The following is a 17,378-nucleotide window of genomic DNA, read 5'->3' as shown; positions in this document are numbered from 1 at the left end:
GCCTCCGATGAGAGTCGGAAGGCCGCTTGGTTGCACAGTAAGTATTCGGATGACGTCTGGATCGTAAGCGACACTCACGATCACCAGAATCTGAAAAGAATTAATTTCCGAAAGTTGCTCTCAGACGGTCGATATCTAACCGACGTCCCTGAATTATGCGCCAGTACCAAAGAGTGCGCGTGGTGGATGCGCGACAAGAGATTCAGCCGGATCGATACAGCAACGACTCAGAAGAACTACATCAGCGGTCTTCTAAATATCGCGCACGCGCTAAGCTGGCGAGGCAAGTTTTCGTTTCTGGATCTTGACGCTTTTACACTTGAGGATTTCGTCGAAGAGGCGTGCTTCGGGGCTGATGCGTTACTTCATGCTAGCGAGCGTCTGGAAAACTGGGTCCAGGAGAATCGCCGCGATCATGGTGATGATGCGGTGAGAAGAATGGTCGATCCAGTCACCATGAGGTTGCTCCCGCATTTGATATTCAAGGAATGCAATCTTCCTCCAACGGTTGGCGGACTCCCGAGGGTGGCTCAGATTCTCACGAATCTAGCATTTGATATCGGCGTTCCGCCCCCAATAGATGGCACGACCGCTTCAGATCTACCAGCGCTCGAGCCACTCACGCAGACGAGTATAGGCCGATACTTGGTGCCGCTCGAGTTGATGTACGCCATGCGGAGAAAGATGGATGCAGAAACAATAACGTTTCCACCTTTTCCGGACGTTGGTGCAAATGAAATGGCCAAAGTCAGAGGGAAGGCATCGTCGAGGACCAAAACGCCGCCGCCCGAGATGGCTCTGAAGCTGATGGAATACGCCGCCTGCAAGATTAGGGACTACTCCGATCTCGATCGAATCAAAAGCGCGACGGCAAGCGAGACGAGGGAGGTCCTTACAGCATGCTGGATTGCCGTCGCTACTTTCACGGCGCGACGGTTCAAGGAGATTTACGCGCTTGAGGATGATTTCGTGGGTGGAGAAACGCCATCAGGCGGGTGTCTCCATGGAAGCGATGCGTCAGGTTGGTATTTGCACATCCATATCGTCAAGACCCTGAAAGAAAAGGCCTGGCTTCCTGTGCCCCTGATGGTCGTACGGGCCGTTCAAATCCTGCGTGTGATCAGCGCCGATGCGAGGGAGACGTCAGGCAAGGGAAAAAAGTATCTCTTCATGAGATCGACCTTGGGAGGGCGCGCGGAGCGATTCAGGCCACAGTCTTTTCTCGACTCGTTCGCGAACCAAGCAGGAGCTCTCGATGAGGGCAGCATTGCGACGACTGCGCCCTGGCACTGGACGCCTCATCAGTTTCGCCGCTTCTTCTGCGTACTCTATTTTTACCGATGGGAGGGAGCGTCAATCGAGGTTCTCAGTCATTTTCTGCGGCATTTTGATATCGAGATGACGAGAAAGTACGTTGAGCAGGATCCTGATGCTGCATCGTTTTTCAAAGACGCTCGTTGGCGATTTGAACGCCATTTCTCCAATACGATTGCATCGGGCGAACGCGTTGTGTCAGGCGCCGCCGGAGATCGACTGAAGTTACATGCAAAACGCATTAAGGAGCGGCTGACTGCAACCTTGTCCGTGGTGTCCCCCGAACGCGTGGGCGCGCGCCTGAAGTCATTTATTCAACAGGAGGGTATGGTCTTAACCCCGAAGCCTTGGGTGACATGTACTTGCCCCAAGACCGCTCAAGCCGCTTCGACTGCCGCGTGTCGGCTACGTGGGAACTCCGCGACCGGTGGAGAAGGGCCGGATTTCGCGCACGCCGAACCAACCGTCTGTGGAGGCTGCCCTCACGCGGTATTTGAGCAAGGCAAGCGCAAAGTGCTGTCGGAGGAGATCGAGCATCTGACGGCGGTAAAGGAGAGAGCCGGATGCCTACAGACGATATTTGGAGAGCTTGAAGCGGCCAGATTGGTCCAACTCGAAGCCGTCCATGAATCAAGTTTCTATCGTGCAGTCTCGGCGAAGGATCAAGTGCTGTGATCGAGGATCGCGAGTAGGAGATGTCTTTATGATTACTGATTTCAATCCGAAAAGATCCTCCATTGGCAAGCGGATAAATCGCAAGCTGGAGGTCCTTCAGGAATGGGAGCGATCCGGCATTCCCATCGGGCAAATGCTTCCTGCGAGCTTGGCAGAAGTGCGGACATGGAGCCAGCCGTCACTCGGTGTTCAAGCAATTGGCTCGCCCAGCGATTTTACGACAACGCATCCTCAGCATGGAAATTCGATTAAGGCAATCTGGGCGTCACTGGAGCGGTTGAAGGCTAAATACTTACTTCTTGGCGGGGTTGCGCTTGGAGGCTTTGCTAAGGAAGCGGCTGCAACGACGCATCTCGCGGGGCTCGAAAGAAGGATAGCGGAAGGCGAAGAGCGGCTTGTTCATGTGGCATCGCAGTGGACAATGACCAAGCAAGCATTGGAGAGCGAGAAGAGGCGCGCGCAATCTTTTGCGCAGATGGTGACGCGCAAAGATGAGATCATATCGGAGAAGAATGAAGAGATTGCTGAACTGCAGCGTCAGTTAAAGTCTCGTCGCGGGGTGAGGTTGGTCGATTGAGGTTTGAAGAGATTCACAATATCTGGAGCGTTGATCCCAAGACGCTCTCGAACATCGATCGCGGCAAGTTATTTCTTGAGCGTGCGAAGGTGGTTGTTGCCTCGGTTCTCGCGGATACCTCAAAAGGGAAAGCGATCCAAGGAACGCGTTTGCGGCGGTCATATCTCGCAAGCGCGATTGGCTGTCGACCAGGGGCTCTTGCGGAGAATCCTAGTCTTAGAGAGTTAGTACTATGGGCGGACAGGCAGATCGCCGGGCAATCGGAAAAGGGCCAGGTAAACAGGCCGAGACTAAGAACCCGCATCGAGTGCCTGGAGAGAACTATCTGCGAGCTTCTATCCGCTGTGTCAGCACATGGGGAAGAAATCGAGCGTCTCCGATATCAGTTGCAAAATTGGCGCGGAGCGGGGCGGCCACCTTCGGAAGCGAAAATTATGCGGGATACAAAGCGAAACGGCGGAGCGTAGTAGATGACGTTACCTAACGCGGGAGACGGAATAATCGTTCGAACAGATGCGAGTTGCGTCATCTATGGCCGCGCGCGCCCTGGAATCCCTGTACTCTTTTGGCCGGAGGGGATCGACGAAACCGTCTCTGACTGGTTGCGGCATTGCATTCTTTACAAAGATCTCGCTCCCTCCACGGTTGTGGAATATGCCAAGATCCTGCGGCCTTTCTTGAGATTTTGCCGAAGAGAGAAGCGCGATTGGCGAACTGTTGACGACGAATTCCTTGTGCAATACCGCGACAAGTTACTGTCGGAGAAAATCGCGAAGCCGAAGCGTGTCAACGAAATCATTCAGCGCGTGTTTTCGTTCTACTGCTGGGCGGAGCGTCGGCAAATCCTGAATTATCACGTTGGCATTTACACGGAAGATGAACGCGATTCAGAGTGGGGCAGGAGGACGTTTCCGCTTACCGGCGAACTGAAACACTCAGGTAGGGGGCGTGGAAGAAAACTCTCCTGGCAATCCGTGGTCAGGGCACGTCAAGGCGAGCAGCGCAGCGCCGTGAGACATACGCCAACCACCGAGCAAATCTTGGACCTCCATAGAGTTGTGATGGTGATGGACCAGGCGGAGCGAAACTCGCTAATGATGTCGTGGGCAGAACTAACGGGAGCTCGCAGGTTCGAGTTCTTGCAAATATGCAGGTCGGATCTTCCATCGCCTGATAAACTCGCCGAGCTGCAGAGGCGTGGTGAAGACTGGCTGATCGTCGTCAGGCGAAAAGGTGGACGCTTCAAGAGACTGGTGGTGCCAACGGACTTGATTGAGCAAACCTTGAATTACATCGCATATGACCGCGCTGAAGTGGTGTTGAGGTGTGCAAACGTGATCAAGGGATATATTGAGCCCGACCATGTGTTTATCTCAAGTTCGACGGGCGTCGTCCTGCATCCTGATAGCGTGACCAGCATCGGTCGGCGTGCATTCCGTCGAGCGGGCATAAAATTCGCGAATATCCATCGTCTTCGAGCGCGGTTCGCGATCCGGACGATCGAAAACCTTGTTGATGGACTATTCGAAAATATTCCGCTCGGAACGCATTCTAGTTGGATAGAGACGATTCTGATCAAAGCCGCTGAACTTATGGGGCACGGTCATCCAGCGTCGCTCCGCCCGTATCTCACGTATGTTCTGAATCGCCGATTGCAGGCGTCCGACGCGAATACTAGCGAGCGTTTGCGTGCGAAAATTCAACGTATGACCGTGGAGTTGGAGAAGGTTACTCTTAAGTTAGTGTTTTCCCAAGAATTGGCCTCCGCAGGCGCAGTGATCCGTGGAGGGAGCCAAGAAAGTAGGGAAAGAAGACTGGCTGCCGCGAGCAAGCTCTACGCTCTGGCCGATGAACTCGCTGAAGGCACCGCCGCATACGAACTCTCCGTCTCTGATGATGGCGCGGGCGTTCCAAGTGGGTTCGATCCAATTCGATCGGGGAATGCAGGCTAATGCGACAACTACCTTTGCATTGATCTTGAGCAAGGTAGCCTCATAAGTTGCTGGCATCTGTAACCGTAAGCGAAATGAAGCAACGACGGTGCGATTGTCCTTGAGGCCTCAACGATAGGCCGTAATTCGACGGTGGTCCCGATGAAGAAGCCAATCCTCTCAGTTGATGAGTCCGAGCCGAAGAAGGCATATTGTGCCGATAGACCTCCTACCGAAGGGTTTGTGGTGATTGTCGACGGCCACTTTAAGTCGGAATTCGACACAATAGCCGCCGCTGAGTTGTCGGGCCGGAAGCTGAGGGCGGCCTATCCGATGCTCCAGATCGAAATCTACGGCGCTGCCAAAAAGAGTCGAGCTCTGTTGAGCTAGGGCGCCCAATTTATCGCAACAGTATCGGGAGTGGAGTATGGCTCTCCTAAAGCGAGAATTGTATCGTCAGGTAAATGGACCGGAAATCACGCATACCGATTGCTGTTTCCTGGTCTTCGATACCGACAGTAAGAAGCTGTATGTCGAGCGCGAAATAGCGCACCTAGAAGCAAACATTGGCGGAACGATCGACTATCAGACAGCCACAATGGATATCGCCGATTACCTGACGCAAGGCGGGCAAACTGCGGGCCATCGTGAGTTATGGCGCTTGCTGAGAACTCTCTTTGATTAGCGTAGTGTCTTGGCTTGACGCGCATCACGCCGCGCTGGGTAACATGTAGTCGGTGTGGGAAATTGTTTGCGAGCAATTTTGCGTTTCAACCTGGCAAGCGAAGACCGTCAACGGAACACCAGTGCGCCGGCCCACGCCGTCATCGCAACAAGGACGAGGCCGGGAATCACTCGTATCGCGAAGGAGCGGTTCCCGCTGCTCCAGGCAAAAATGACCTTACTGATGGTGTTGGTTGAGAGGCCGACGAGAATAGGGAACAGAGCATCGGTGGCCGTTATCTTTCCGGATGCAACCATCGAAGCAACTGCAATGGCGGCGGAGTGTGTGTCGACGAAGCCGGCGGCTGCGGCTGCCAAAGTGACTCCGGCTTCGCCGAACCTTTCGCGCAGCGCCGCGGAGGCAATCAGGATCGTGGTAAGGGTCAGAGCGAATACCAGCGTTACCGGCAGGCTGAAAGCCTGTCCCGTCTGAGGACCGGCTGGCTCGCTTTCGCGCAGGGTACGGACCATGAAACCGATGCCGTAGGTTGCGGCTGCAATGCCTGCGCAGATCAGCGGGATAGCTAGCGTGTGCAAGGCGATCATGCTGATTGCGGCGAGCACTAGTGACAACTGAATGATGGTTGCCACAGTTGAAAGTGCCGCGCCTGCGACCGCCGCGGTAACGATGCCGGGAGTCTTCGAGACTTGCGCTCCCAGGGCGCCGATTGTTGCTGTACTGGAGATAAAACCCGATGCGAAACCCGAGATCGGAAGTCCAAAGCGCGCTCCGAACAGGCGAACGGCAACATATCCGGCGGCGTTGATCCCCATCATCAGGATGACGACGATCCAGATCGAACGCGGATTCAGGGCGCTGTAAGGCCCTAGCGCTTCATCGGGCAGCAATGGCAGAACCACCAACGTCGCGCCGGCGAAGATTAGAGCGTCTCTCACCTCTCCCTCGGTAAGCACCGACCGGACAAAGTGATGCAACTGAGCCCGCGCCGCGAGGAGGCCGGCGAGGGTCACTGCGATACCGGCTGCCAACGCTGGCTGTTGCACCGAGAGACCGCCGAGCAATGCCGTGAGGATCAGGGCTATCTCGGTGGTAAGCCCAGGATCCTCGTCGCGGGATCTGAAATAAGCGACGGCAGTCAGCGCGGCCACGCCTGCGACCGAGACCGCCAATATAAGCGTCCCCCCAACCGTCACGGCGATCGCCCCGACGAGTGAGACCACTGAGAATGTGCGTATCCCCGCGGGCGCGCGGCCAAGTCCATCCCGTTTATGGCGCTCACGCTCGGCACCGATCAAAAGCCCAATACCAAGAGCCACCGCGAGGTTGAGGGACAGGGAAGAGAAATCGGCCATGTTCTTCCCAGTCGCTGGAATCCGCGGAGATGCAAATCCGGCATTAGAGAGTTGGCATCGCAGTTCGGGAATGTCGCTTCGGCTCGCTCAGCGTGCATCGGCTCAAGTTCGAGAGCGTGTGCGGTCGCACCACGGTCGGTCTGTATCATCCGTAGACGGGCTGCGACGTCGTAGTCGCAACCCGTCTGCCGATCAGGAGATTGTGAGGCGGTCGTCTACCGATGCAACGCCCGCGGCCGACCACACCGCATTCTCGACAGCGCGGCGCTCGTCCCAATTGTCAACTTTACCCTCGATTAGCACTTCGTTGCGGTTTTTGACGGTCACACGGATCGCATTGGCTTCGATTTCCGCGTGACGCTTCAGCGCGGCATCGATCTTGCTCTTGAGATCGGACGCCTCGATGCGTGGTTTGACCGTAATCTTATTTGTCACGCCGCGGACGCCTGAAAGTTTTCTGACGTCGTCTTCCGCTGCCGTCCGCTCATAATGCCATGTGACGGTTCCACTCAGCGTAACCCAGCCGTCCTGAACAAGGACGTCAACGGCGTCCGAAGGGACGAGGACGTCCCATTTCAGGATGTCGAGCGCGCGGCGACCGATCTGGTCGTCCGCAGTCTGGCTCTGAAATGGGTAGCGGACCTCAATATTCTCGGTGATCGCATGCACTCCTTTGACGCGGCGAGCCGCAGCGATGGCTGCCACCTTCTGCGCATAACTTTCTACGTGCCCCGTTAGGGATACGACATTCTTGTCGACAGACACTCCGATATGTTCGCCACTGAATGTAGGATCGAAGTCGAACTCTTCGACGATGTCTTGACGAAGCTGTGCGTCGGTCATCATCCGCTCCTTTTGTTTGAGTGACCAGAATTATTCAAGGCGAAGCGCTGACGAAAACCTTTGACATCAGTCAAAAGAAGAGGGCGTCGTCGGATAAATTACGATGGTACTTCGGAGGTCAGCCGGGTGATGATGTTATAAAGTTACGGCATTATTCACGACGAAGCGAAAAGTCGGATCGCGCGCGCCTTCAACCGTGTCGCCGCAATAATAGCAGCGTGTCTGCCATTGTCAGCGTTCTCATGCCCGAGGTGTCTCCTCCATGGGGCCTCGATGAGGTTCCGTCGAGAGCGTGGGGCGAATACCACGAAATTGGCGATGCAAACGATGAGCGTGTTCACCGGTGGTCATTCTGAAATAAGTCACCTGTCAGCTTAAAGGTCAAAATGGTTTTCTGAGCATTGGAGTGCGAAATTTACATCGCCGGATGAGTAATCATGCAGGTAGTTAGTAAGCAGTGCCGGATGGTCCAGATCGTTCTGGCTGTTGGTATTCTGATCGGTGTGGCCCCCATAATAGCGTGAACACGCGACACACTCAGTCGTGAGAAAGGCCAAAAAAGTTGCGTCCATACGCTATTCCTTGTGCCGATCGGGGCATGGCCATGCGCGCTGCAACGCTTCATTCAGCAATGCTATGCTCTCGCGTCTGCGCTTCTGTGGGTTCAGCGTAAGAAAATCGCAGAGAATATCGGCTGCCTGATCTGCTTTGAAGCGCTGGGGCAGGCAGTAAGGCATGACCAGCTTCCACGAGCTCTTTAAGCCGGTGACTTCCAATGATCCACTTTCAAGGGCCTTTTCTAGCTCGGACATGATGGTCGTTGCGTCACGTTCGGCACTCTCCAGAGCGCCTTGAACATATATTGAGATCAAGTCTCTATGTGGTCGGTTGCAGAGTTCAGCCATCCCGATGCCGTCCGCATGAGCGATGGGAAGCGTCAACGAACAGGACGCGCTCAGCGTACAGAGAATGACGGAGATCAATTTACTGCGCGGTCTGCGCGTCAGCACGTCCATGAATCTCAGCATAGTCAATTATCCCCGCGCAGCTCGGCAGTTTGAGCTCCATTTCGCCGGCATGACGTAATGCGATCCTTGCATCGGCCACAGCCCGGAAGTTGGTATTGTCGATCTCCCTAGTGCGCTTCGGAGCGCGATCCAGCGGTCCATCGCCAGTCGAGGATTTCAGCCATGTCCTCGCCGTGTTCACGGATATAGCGACCATGTTCGATCAGGCGATCGCGATGCCGCTGCCTGGCGAGAGCGCCCGCAGTCGCCAGTGCCGGGAGTAGCTCGATCGCTTTGATAGCGAGATGAAAGCGATCGAGGCGGTTCAACACCACCATATCGAACGGAGTCGTGGTTGTGCCTTCTTCCTGGAAGCCATGCACGTGCAGGCCGTCATGATTGGTGCGCCGATAGGTCAGGCGGTGGATCAGGCTTGGATAGCCGTGATAGGCAAAGACCACTGGGCGGTCGCGGGTGAAGATGCTCTCGAAATCGCGATCGTCGAGGCCATGCGGATGCTCGGTCTTGTCCTGCAGTGTCATCAGATCGACGACGTTGACGACGCGTACCCGCAGGTTCGGGAAGTCCCGTCGCAACAGTTCGACCGCGGCGAGGGTCTCCAGGGTGGGAACATCTCCACAGCAGGCCATCACGATATCGGGTTCACAGCCGGACTCTTCCGTTCCTGCCCACGGCCAGATGCCGACGCCGGCCTCACAATGCGTGATGGCTTCGCGCATCGTCAGCCATTGTGGCGCGGGCTGCTTGCCCGCTACGATGACATTGATCCGGTCGTAGGTGCGAAGGCAATGGTCCGTAACCCATAGTAGCGTATTGGCGTCCGGCGGGTAGTAGACTCTGACGATGTCCGCCTTCTTGTTGGTGACCATGTCGATGAAGCCGGGATCCTGATGGCTGAAGCCGTTGTGATCCTGCCGCCAGACGTGAGATGTCAGCAGATAGGTCAACGACGCGATCGGCTGACGCCAAGGCAACGACCGCGACACCTTGAGCCATTTCGCATGTTGATTGAACATCGAGTCAACGATGTGGATGAAGGCTTCATAGCAGGACATCAGCCCGTGCCGGCCAGTCAGCAGATAGCCTTCGAGCCAGCCTTGGCAGATGTGCTCGCTTAAAATTTCCATCACACGGCCGTCATGCGCGAGGTGAACGTCGTAGGGTTCAATGTCCTCCATCCAGACCCGCTGCGTGACGTCGAAGACAGCGTCCAGCCGGTTCGACGCGGTTTCGTCGGGGCCCATGATGCGGAAGTTCCTGGCCTCGCAGTTCAGCGTGATGACGTCGCGCAGATATGCTCCCATGACGCGAGTTGCTTCGCCGTCTACCGCACCTGGCTCGGGAACATCGACCGCATGTGACCGGAAGTCCGGCAATTTCAGTTCGCGCTTCAGGAGGCCGCCATTGGCGTGAGGGTTGGCTCCCATCCGACGCTTGCCCTCAGGCGCCAATGCCTGCAAGTCAGGGAGCAATCGGCCGGTCTCATCGAACAGCGTGTCGAGCCGATAACTGCGCATCCATTGTTCAAGCAAAGCGCGGTGCCCGGCGTTACTTCGCGGGTCTGCGATCGGAACTTGATGTGAGCGCCAGAAGCCCTCCACTTTCTTGCCGTCGACTTCCTTCGGGCCGGTCCAGCCCTTCGGGCTGCGCAGGACAATCATCGGCCATTTCGGACGCCCGCCGGCGCCGCCGCGGGCACGTTCCTGAATGCCGCGGATACGATCGAAGGCGTCGTCCATCGCCGCGGCCATTTCCCGATGCATCTCGTTCGGAATACTGCCTTCGACGAAGATCGGGTCATAGCCGTAGCCCTCGAACAGGCTGCGAAGCTCACCAGCCTCGATACGACCAAGTATCGTCGGGTTGGCGATCTTGTAGCCATTGAGGTGCAGAATAGGCAGCACGGCGCCGTCATGGACGGGATCGAGAAACTTGTTCGAATGCCAGGACGCTGCCAGCGGCCCCGTCTCCGCTTCGCCGTCTCCGACGACGCATGCGACGACTAGATCGGGATTGTCGAACGCGGCGCCGAATGCGTGCACCAGCGCGTAGCCGAGTTCGCCACCTTCGTGGATGGACCCGGGCGTCTCTGGGGCAGCGTGGCTTGGAATGCCGCCGGGAAAAGAAAATTGCCGGAACAGCTTTTGCAGCCCGTCGGCATCCCGCGTGATCTCCGGATAGATCTCGCTGTAGCTGCCTTCGAGATAGGTGTTGGCAACCATGCCGGGGCCGCCGTGACCGGGACCGCAGATATAGATCATGTCGAGATCGCGCTCGCGGATGGCCCTGTTCAGGTGTGCGTAGATGAAATTGAGACCCGGCGTAGTCCCCCAATGTCCGAGCAGCCTCGGCTTGATATGATCGGCGCGCAGCGGTTCTCGAAGAAGCACATTGTCAAGCAGATAGATTTGCCCCACCGAAAGATAATTTGCGGCCCGCCAGTAGCGGTCGATAAGCTCGATATCGTGTGCGTTCAACATCAGATATCTTCCCTATGTGCGTGTCTTCAAACAGAAGACGCATCGACGACGCCACGGAGCAGGTCGCGACGTGACACGATCCCGATGAGCCTAAGATCCCGGGCGATGAGGATACGTTTGATCCGATGACGCTTCATCAATTTCATAACGTCCTCTCAGGACCGGCCCTCGCTGAGTTGGCCTTGCTGATCGCCGCTCGCAATCTCGGACCCCCGTCGAGCGGCGACGTCCATCATGGGTCGGCTCCTTGGCCGGTGTATTGATCCGTATCAACCGACTGAGGCCGATTTGAGCGGAAGATGCCGCGCATCGAGCGGGGCGGACCCTGCCGGAGGCGTCTTTTGAAAAACCCAATCTTCTGGATGCGCGGCGCTCTCATTGGAGCCGCAGCTTTGGGGCTTTGTGCAGGGCTCGCCTCGCCTTGGATGGGGCTATCTGCATGGCGCGCAACCATCTGGACAGTAAGTGCGTTTCCGGTTCTGGTTGCGCTCTTGGCGCAGATCGCGACAGGCCTGCGACGCGGCGAGTTCGGGCTCGACATCGTGGCAGCATTTTCGATGATTGCCGCCCTGAGCACCGGCGAGCAGCTTGCTGCGGTGGTCGTGGCGCTCATGTATGCCGGCGGGCAATTCCTCGAAGCCTACGCCGACCGCAGCGCACGGCGCGAAATGACAGCGCTGCTGTCCCGCGTACCGCTGGTCGCGATGCGGCTGCATGACGGTCGCCTGGAGGAGGTTCCCGTCGACGCGCTTGCGTCCGGCGATCACCTGCTGATCCGTCAGGGCGATCCGGTTCCGACCGACGGGACCGTAACGGACGGAGTTGCCATCCTGGACGAATCCGCGTTGACCGGCGAAGCGATGCCGGTGCGGCGAAGCGCAGGGGAAAGCGTGTCGAGCGGCGTCTACAATGCAGGTGACGCATTCACCATGTTGGCTTCGCGTCCGGCCGCCGAAAGCACGTTCGCCGGGATCGTCCGCTTGGTCGAGGCGGCGCAGCAATCGAAAGCGCCGATGTCGAGGCTCGCCGACCGCTTCGCGATGGCATTCCTGTTGCTGACAGCCGGCATCGCGGGTCTTGCCTGGTACTTCAGCGGTGACGTTATTCGCGTCGTCGCGGTTCTTGTCGTGGCGACACCGTGCCCGTTGATTCTCGCCGTCCCAATCGCATTCATCGCGGGGCTGTCGCGCGCGGCCCGGCATGGCATCCTGATCAAGGGGGGAAGCGCCATTGAAGGTCTAGCTAGAATCCAGCGATTGGTTTTGGACAAGACTGGAACTCTCACCGACGGGCGTCCGAACGTCCTTGCGATCCATGCCAATGGGGTTTCAGACCTCGAAGTATTCCGTCTCGCGGCGTCGCTCGACCAGGTGTCGAAGCATGTCGTCGCCGGCACCATCGTTGAAGAGGCGCGCCGGCGCGGATTGGAGTTATCCTTGCCCACAGAGGTGGTCGAGACACCGGGTGATGGCATCATCGGGCGGGTGGATGGCAGGCGCGTCGTAGTTGGGGGATCGGGCTTCGTCTCGCGGAATACGATCTGCGGCGTCTCTCCGATGAGCGCCCATCCGGATGCCGGATCGCTGGTGGTGATGGTCGGGCTGGACGGGCGGGCGGTCGGCGAGATCGTTCTTGGAGACCGGATCCGCCGCGGCATGTCGGGCCTGCTGGACGATCTTAGACGCAGGGGAATCCAACGCATCGTCCTCGCAACGGGAGATCGCAGGGATATCGCCGAGGCGACAGTGACCGGATTGGGTTTCGATGCGGTCCACGCCGAGCTGAGCCCGGACCAGAAGACGGAGATCGTGCGGGCTGAACGTAAGGGCGGGCGCGTCATGATGGTCGGCGACGGGATTAACGACGCGCCAGCCCTGGCGGCTGCGGACATAGGTGTCGCTATGGGGGCGAGAGGCGCCGCCGCCTCGTCGGAGGCCGCGGACGTCGTGCTTCTCGTTGATCGTCTCGATCGCGTTTTGGTGTCGATCGACATTGCGAAGCGATCCAGGGCGATCGCCTATCAGAGCGTGTTGCTGGGGACGGGCCTGTCCATTGTCGGGATGATCGCCGCCGCCTTAGGGTACTTGGCCCCAGTCCAAGGTGCCCTTTTGCAAGAAGTTATCGACGTCGCCGCCATTGCAAATGCTCTGCGAGCGCTTCGCGGGCCAATATCGAACGCGCCGCTGGCCCCCTAGGTATCCGCTGACCCCGTTACGCATTGAGGCGTGCGAGGGCTGCACGCTTGCAAAGATCGATCTGCCTCGACGTGCGCAACGAGATGAGGCCGGCCTGCTCGAAGTGGGTTAGGGTTCGCGACACGGTCTCTATAGTGATGCCCAGGTAGTCGGCGATGTCCTGACGCGACATTTGCAGGTTCACTGTGGCTAGATTGCCGCTCCGGCGCGACATCTCAAGCAGGAAGTGGGCAACTCTTTCTTCGGCGCTACGGACCAGCAGGACCATGTGATCCTGCATGCGGCGGAGCTCTTCCTTGACCATCGACCAAAGATCGCTGGTCGGATCGGCCGACCCTGCCATCGGACGCGAGGCGGCATTCAATCTGATGGCGGATATCTGGCTTTCGCAAATCGCTTCCGCGGAATTGAGGTGATTGCTGCCGGCCTCGAAGCCGAACAAATCTCCCGGCAGGTAGAAAGCGGTGATCTGCCGGCGTCCGTCGTGCAGGATCCGATAGGTCCGGATCGCGCCGGAGACGACGCGATAGATGTGCGTCGCGGGCTCGTCTTCCCCGAAGATCTCGGCGTTGCGCGCGTAGCATCTGGTCGCGCCGAGATGCGGTGGACGTACCTGCTGCGGTTGGGACAAGACCTCGTAAGGCAGCAAGGGGAGTGCGGCTGCGTGTGTCGTCTGGCTCAACATGGACGGCTCCTCTGTGTCTGATTTTGTCGGTCAGACTGTGCGCCGGCTCGCGTCGCTCGGATATTTGGATGTTTCCCCTAGGTATTGTTACGTAGTCGCGACGCCTGTCACCGGGGGGCGAGCAGAGGACACCTCGCTTTCGGCGGGGCTAACGAGGGCGCCGTCAGATTGCCTGCGACTTCGGATGACCTACTCCGGCCAGGCGGGGTGCGAAGCCCTCGCGCCCACCTGTGATCCGTATTTCCGCGGTGTCCGCAAACATATCCCAGCGATCCGTCTTACGTAATTCGCAGAAGGCGGCTTCGGCTTCTTCAAGCGCCAGGCCAGCCGATGTGTTCTCGACGAGAAACTCGCCCTGGCAGGTCACGCATTCGTGTCCTGTGTCGTTGCAGATCTTCTTCAGAAAACGGATGTGAAAGTGAGTCATGGTGCCCTCCGATGCAGGTTGCCGATCATCGCAATTGATGCCGCGACAGTGAAAACGATCTCGAACCAACGAATGCGACATCACGGCCTATATGTCGCGCCTCATGCTCCAGCCGACGGCAGCGATGGCGAAACCCACGATCAGTGTAATGGTCACCAGCGTCTGAACGACGCTGAAATTCAGGGCGTCTCTGGCTACGAAAAGCGAAGTGATCGCTGCCGCCGCTATCGAGAGAATACGTAGAATCCAAGCCATCTGCGCTCTCCCGACGGCGTCAGCCCGTCGCCTTCCTGTCCTCGGCGGATTCCAGATAGAAACCGGACCAAGTGTCCACGAAACAGAGGTGATCGTGGACTTCCTTGACGCCGGCGACATTCCGGGCTGCGACGAGTGAAGCCTCCCGCGCGCGATCGTCCACGATCAATCCGTGCAGATGAGCGATGCCACGGCGGACGGTGACCTGTAGACCGATCGGGCGCCAGTCCTGAGCTTCGATCGTTCGGATGATCCGTTCCCGCATGTGATCGTCGTCGGCCGTGGGATCCGGGACGTCGCGGGCCATGCTCGCGACAGCCCGCATTAAGTTGGCGCGGGTGATAATTCCAACCAATTGGCGCCCGCGCGTGACGGGAAGACGCTTGACGTTTTTCTTTTCCATCAAGGCCACAATGTCATCCAGCGTTTCGTCTTCGCTGACTGTCACCGGATCCGGCGTCATAACATCGGACACCGAGCGCCCCCGCTCGCGGACAAAATCATCCGCGAGGGCGCCGGGGCTCATGAAGAACTGAAGCCAGCGAGGTCGCTTGCGCTGCGTGCCGATCTCGGCGCGGCGAAGGAAGTCGCGCTCGGATACGATGCCGACGAGTTCTCCGGACATGTTCAGCACCGGAAGCCCACTGATGTGGTGTTCGAGCATCGTGTTGGCTGCGGTCTCGACCGACGTGACGGGTGAGACGGTAAGGACGTTGCGTGTCATGATCTGATGCGCGCGCATCTGAGTTCTCCTTGTCTGTTGATTGCAGGATACGGCGTTGTGTCGCCTCTTGCCTTTGACTTTGCGCAAATTTCGCTCTGAATTCACTCGAGTGATTTTAGGAATGTGAGGAAATCGTTGATTTGATCCGGGTCGAACCTGAATTCCGGCATGCTCGGATGACCCGTCACGATCCCCTCGGCCAATGCTTCCTGGAGCGTCTCGATCGGGTATCGTTCATGGAGCGTCCGGAAGGGGGGCGCGATCCGCAGTGGGCTTGGGCTGACCTTGTCGATCGCGTGGCACTTCATGCAATACACGATCGCGAGGCGTTTGCCTTGTTCGACGCTGGCCGCGGAAGCTGGGGGCGATTCCATGATGATGAGAGCGAGCACGACGATTGTTGAGCGCGCGAAGATAGATGGACGCATGATTCTCTTTCCCTCGCGACGATGCGATGTTCCGGGTGTTTCCGACGGCCTCGGTGTCAGTGCGACATCAAAGTTGGGATCGTCATCGACTCCAGCATTCCGCGGGTCACGCCTCCGAGGATGCGTTCCTTCAGCCGCGAATGGCCATAACCGCCCATCACAATAAGATCGAGACCGGTGTCCGCAGCGATCGATAGCAGCATCGGCTGGATGTCAGCCGGCGCGGCGAAGCTGCGGCTGACGGTCACTCGCAATCCCTGGTGCATCAGGCGCGCCTGGAGCGCCTGGGCCGATGTTTCGGGATGCGTCGTATCGTTCACGGTGATCAGGGTGATATTTTCGGCATTCTTCAGGAACGGCATTGCGTCTCGTACGGCGCGCGCCGCCAGGCGGCTGCCGTCCCAGGCGATTCCGATGTTGGACATCTTGAGCGGGCCCCTGAAAGTGTAGGGTACGAAAAGGACCGGGCCGCCCGCCTCGAAGAGGATCTCCTGCGGTAGCGTGTTGTCGTACGACTCGACCTCCACCTCAGGCTGAAGCACGATCGTCAGATCGTAGAGCCGCGCAAGCGCGCCGATTGTAGAGGCGGCTTCGAACGGTGTCGCCGTCATCGGAATGCACTTGCACTGAAAAGACCTCCGTTGTGCCTCCGCCACGACAATCGACAGCGCGCCCTCGGCCCTCGCTTGGGCGCGTTCGCGCTCAATTTCGTAGATAGCAGCCACGGCGGTACCGCCTTCGACCGCCAGACCTATGCTCGTCGTTTCATAGCCGATGGCAACGGCGTCGAGCCGCGTATCGAACGTCGTGGCCAGCGAGGCCGCTGCGTCGATGAGCCCCCGGAAGCCGCGTTCGGTTGGAATACTCGTAAGAATACTGTTCATGACCGTGCTCCTGACCCCTTTGACAGATGTGCTTGTACGATGTCTCAGCAAACAGCAGTTCGCAGCGGGCCGTTTTGATCTAACGCAAGAAGCAACACGAGCGAGCGGGCTACCGATTGTCTTTCTCGATAGGAGGTGACGATGGCAAGAGTTGCGTTGATCTCTGGTGGTACGCGGGGCATCGGAGCTGCCGTGTCCTTGGCGTTCCTGCAAGCGGGCTACAAAGTCGTGCCGACCTATGTCGCCGACCGAGTGGCGGCGGAGGCCTTCCGCAACAAGACCGGTCTGACGCCGTATCGATGGGACGTCGGTGATTTCGAAGCCTGTTCGGAAGGCATCAAGGAGGTTGAAGCGGCGGTCGGTCCTGTCGATGTTCTTGTGAACAATGCGGGTATCGTGCGGGACGCAGCGCTGCATAAGATGGATCGCGAGAAGTGGCAGGAAGTAATCGACGCGGACCTCGGCGGCGCCTTCAATATGTGCCGCGTCGTTATCGAAGGAATGCGTGCCCGCAAGTTCGGGCGTATCGTCAATGTCTCATCGATCAATGGTCAGAAAGGGCAGTATGGGCAAACCAACTATTCTGCTGCGAAGGCCGGATTGCTGGGATTCACGCGCGCATTAGCCCTCGAGTCCGCCCACATGGGGATCACCGTCAACGCGATATGCCCAGGATATATTGACACGGACATGCTCGAGAATGTGTCAGACGACGTTTTGACGAAGGACATCCTCCCCAAGATCCCGGTCGGCCGGCTCGGGACGGCGGCGGATATCGCACGCGGCGTCCTTTTCCTTGGTTCTGACGACGCAAGCTTCATCACGGGCTCGACGCTTTCCATCAATGGCGGACAGTGGATGGGTTAGCGTTCGAACGATCGCCTCTCGAAATGGA

At 58.0% G+C, this 17,378-nt stretch carries 18 protein-coding genes; 7 read left to right on the top strand and 11 right to left on the bottom strand.

The window, feature by feature from the left end; genetic code table 11:
• The first annotated feature begins 186 nt into the window (after positions 1 to 186).
• From BLW80_RS24230 to BLW80_RS24210, 5 genes are all read left to right on the top strand, one after another.
• On the top strand, positions 187 to 1,989 hold the full coding sequence (locus tag BLW80_RS24230; RefSeq protein WP_170849786.1) for a tyrosine-type recombinase/integrase: 1,803 nt from the start codon (positions 187 to 189) through the stop codon (positions 1,987 to 1,989).
• A gap of 28 nt (positions 1,990 to 2,017) precedes the next feature.
• Complete coding sequence (locus BLW80_RS24225; RefSeq protein ID WP_093760459.1) at positions 2,018 to 2,566, top strand: hypothetical protein; 549 nt, start codon at positions 2,018 to 2,020, stop codon at positions 2,564 to 2,566.
• Positions 2,567 to 3,036: 470 nt separating this feature from the next.
• On the top strand, positions 3,037 to 4,518 hold the full coding sequence (locus BLW80_RS24220) for a tyrosine-type recombinase/integrase (protein WP_093760457.1): 1,482 nt from the start codon (positions 3,037 to 3,039) through the stop codon (positions 4,516 to 4,518).
• A 141-nt stretch (positions 4,519 to 4,659) separates the two neighbouring features.
• The gene (locus BLW80_RS24215; protein WP_093760455.1) at positions 4,660 to 4,887 is read left to right on the top strand and encodes a hypothetical protein; all 228 of its coding nucleotides are present in this window, start codon (positions 4,660 to 4,662) and stop codon (positions 4,885 to 4,887) included.
• A gap of 37 nt (positions 4,888 to 4,924) precedes the next feature.
• Positions 4,925 to 5,182, top strand: coding sequence for a hypothetical protein (locus BLW80_RS24210; RefSeq protein WP_093760453.1), 258 nt, complete (start codon positions 4,925 to 4,927; stop codon positions 5,180 to 5,182).
• 107 nt (positions 5,183 to 5,289) lie between these two features.
• Here the strand turns inward: BLW80_RS24210 and BLW80_RS24205 are convergent, their stop codons facing one another.
• The 5 genes from BLW80_RS24205 to BLW80_RS31015 form a co-directional block, all read right to left on the bottom strand.
• Positions 5,290 to 6,534 (bottom strand): MgtC/SapB family protein, encoded by a 1,245-nt coding sequence (locus tag BLW80_RS24205; protein ID WP_093760451.1) that lies wholly within the window; start codon positions 6,532 to 6,534, stop codon positions 5,290 to 5,292.
• Positions 6,535 to 6,726: 192 nt separating this feature from the next.
• Complete coding sequence (locus BLW80_RS24200; RefSeq protein ID WP_093761127.1) at positions 6,727 to 7,377, bottom strand: BON domain-containing protein; 651 nt, start codon at positions 7,375 to 7,377, stop codon at positions 6,727 to 6,729.
• A 575-nt stretch (positions 7,378 to 7,952) separates the two neighbouring features.
• A complete protein-coding gene (locus BLW80_RS24195) occupies positions 7,953 to 8,405 on the bottom strand; it encodes a Rap1a/Tai family immunity protein (protein ID WP_139285915.1) in 453 nt (150 codons plus the stop codon).
• 107 nt (positions 8,406 to 8,512) lie between these two features.
• Complete coding sequence (locus BLW80_RS24190; RefSeq protein ID WP_093760447.1) at positions 8,513 to 10,885, bottom strand: phosphoketolase family protein; 2,373 nt, start codon at positions 10,883 to 10,885, stop codon at positions 8,513 to 8,515.
• A 26-nt stretch (positions 10,886 to 10,911) separates the two neighbouring features.
• Positions 10,912 to 11,031, bottom strand: coding sequence for a CBS domain-containing protein (locus BLW80_RS31015; protein ID WP_093760445.1), 120 nt, complete (start codon positions 11,029 to 11,031; stop codon positions 10,912 to 10,914).
• A gap of 216 nt (positions 11,032 to 11,247) precedes the next feature.
• Between BLW80_RS31015 and BLW80_RS24180 the strand changes: the two genes are divergently transcribed.
• On the top strand, positions 11,248 to 13,080 hold the full coding sequence (locus BLW80_RS24180; RefSeq protein ID WP_093760443.1) for a heavy metal translocating P-type ATPase: 1,833 nt from the start codon (positions 11,248 to 11,250) through the stop codon (positions 13,078 to 13,080).
• A 16-nt stretch (positions 13,081 to 13,096) separates the two neighbouring features.
• On the opposite strand, the gene BLW80_RS24175 is transcribed toward BLW80_RS24180, so the two are convergent.
• The 6 genes from BLW80_RS24175 to BLW80_RS24155 form a co-directional block, all read right to left on the bottom strand.
• The gene (locus tag BLW80_RS24175; RefSeq protein ID WP_093760441.1) at positions 13,097 to 13,765 is read right to left on the bottom strand and encodes a helix-turn-helix domain-containing protein; all 669 of its coding nucleotides are present in this window, start codon (positions 13,763 to 13,765) and stop codon (positions 13,097 to 13,099) included.
• A gap of 163 nt (positions 13,766 to 13,928) precedes the next feature.
• The gene (locus tag BLW80_RS24170; protein ID WP_093760439.1) at positions 13,929 to 14,192 is read right to left on the bottom strand and encodes a hypothetical protein; all 264 of its coding nucleotides are present in this window, start codon (positions 14,190 to 14,192) and stop codon (positions 13,929 to 13,931) included.
• Between the two features lie 87 nt (positions 14,193 to 14,279).
• Positions 14,280 to 14,447, bottom strand: a complete 168-nt coding sequence (locus tag BLW80_RS30485) for a hypothetical protein (RefSeq protein ID WP_170849785.1) — start codon at positions 14,445 to 14,447, stop codon at positions 14,280 to 14,282.
• Positions 14,448 to 14,466: 19 nt separating this feature from the next.
• Positions 14,467 to 15,189 (bottom strand): CBS domain-containing protein, encoded by a 723-nt coding sequence (locus tag BLW80_RS24165; protein WP_093760437.1) that lies wholly within the window; start codon positions 15,187 to 15,189, stop codon positions 14,467 to 14,469.
• A gap of 83 nt (positions 15,190 to 15,272) precedes the next feature.
• Positions 15,273 to 15,545, bottom strand: coding sequence for a c-type cytochrome (locus tag BLW80_RS24160; RefSeq protein ID WP_093761125.1), 273 nt, complete (start codon positions 15,543 to 15,545; stop codon positions 15,273 to 15,275).
• A 110-nt stretch (positions 15,546 to 15,655) separates the two neighbouring features.
• On the bottom strand, positions 15,656 to 16,483 hold the full coding sequence (locus BLW80_RS24155) for a universal stress protein (protein WP_093760435.1): 828 nt from the start codon (positions 16,481 to 16,483) through the stop codon (positions 15,656 to 15,658).
• 141 nt (positions 16,484 to 16,624) lie between these two features.
• On the opposite strand from BLW80_RS24155, the gene phbB reads away from it, so the two are divergent.
• Positions 16,625 to 17,350, top strand: a complete 726-nt coding sequence (gene phbB / locus BLW80_RS24150) for an acetoacetyl-CoA reductase (RefSeq protein WP_093760433.1) — start codon at positions 16,625 to 16,627, stop codon at positions 17,348 to 17,350.
• Positions 17,351 to 17,378 lie beyond the last annotated feature (28 nt).

Origin of the sequence: Tardiphaga sp. OK245 (genome assembly GCF_900108575.1) — a bacterium.
Taxonomy (GTDB): domain Bacteria; phylum Pseudomonadota; class Alphaproteobacteria; order Rhizobiales; family Xanthobacteraceae; genus Tardiphaga; species Tardiphaga robiniae.
Note: the sequence above shows the minus strand (reverse complement) of the source record. Positions and strands in the feature narration are given on the sequence as shown.

Coding starts and splice junctions, on each gene's coding strand:
- BLW80_RS24205 (WP_093760451.1), bottom strand. CDS start 6,534: ATGGCCGATTTCTCTTCCCTGTCCCTCAACCTCGCGGTGGCTCTTGGT.
- BLW80_RS24160 (WP_093761125.1), bottom strand. CDS start 15,545: ATGGAATCGCCCCCAGCTTCCGCGGCCAGCGTCGAACAAGGCAAACGC.
- BLW80_RS24220 (WP_093760457.1), top strand. CDS start 3,037: ATGACGTTACCTAACGCGGGAGACGGAATAATCGTTCGAACAGATGCG.
- BLW80_RS31015 (WP_093760445.1), bottom strand. CDS start 11,031: ATGAAATTGATGAAGCGTCATCGGATCAAACGTATCCTCATCGCCCGG.
- BLW80_RS24210 (WP_093760453.1), top strand. CDS start 4,925: ATGGCTCTCCTAAAGCGAGAATTGTATCGTCAGGTAAATGGACCGGAA.
- BLW80_RS24180 (WP_093760443.1), top strand. CDS start 11,248: ATGCGCGGCGCTCTCATTGGAGCCGCAGCTTTGGGGCTTTGTGCAGGG.
- BLW80_RS24215 (WP_093760455.1), top strand. CDS start 4,660: ATGAAGAAGCCAATCCTCTCAGTTGATGAGTCCGAGCCGAAGAAGGCA.
- BLW80_RS24190 (WP_093760447.1), bottom strand. CDS start 10,885: ATGTTGAACGCACACGATATCGAGCTTATCGACCGCTACTGGCGGGCC.
- BLW80_RS24195 (WP_139285915.1), bottom strand. CDS start 8,405: ATGCTGAGATTCATGGACGTGCTGACGCGCAGACCGCGCAGTAAATTG.
- BLW80_RS24165 (WP_093760437.1), bottom strand. CDS start 15,189: ATGCGCGCGCATCAGATCATGACACGCAACGTCCTTACCGTCTCACCC.
- phbB (WP_093760433.1), top strand. CDS start 16,625: ATGGCAAGAGTTGCGTTGATCTCTGGTGGTACGCGGGGCATCGGAGCT.
- BLW80_RS24155 (WP_093760435.1), bottom strand. CDS start 16,483: ATGAACAGTATTCTTACGAGTATTCCAACCGAACGCGGCTTCCGGGGG.
- BLW80_RS24225 (WP_093760459.1), top strand. CDS start 2,018: ATGATTACTGATTTCAATCCGAAAAGATCCTCCATTGGCAAGCGGATA.
- BLW80_RS24200 (WP_093761127.1), bottom strand. CDS start 7,377: ATGACCGACGCACAGCTTCGTCAAGACATCGTCGAAGAGTTCGACTTC.
- BLW80_RS24170 (WP_093760439.1), bottom strand. CDS start 14,192: ATGACTCACTTTCACATCCGTTTTCTGAAGAAGATCTGCAACGACACA.
- BLW80_RS24230 (WP_170849786.1), top strand. CDS start 187: ATGCGCGACAAGAGATTCAGCCGGATCGATACAGCAACGACTCAGAAG.
- BLW80_RS24175 (WP_093760441.1), bottom strand. CDS start 13,765: ATGTTGAGCCAGACGACACACGCAGCCGCACTCCCCTTGCTGCCTTAC.
- BLW80_RS30485 (WP_170849785.1), bottom strand. CDS start 14,447: ATGGCTTGGATTCTACGTATTCTCTCGATAGCGGCGGCAGCGATCACT.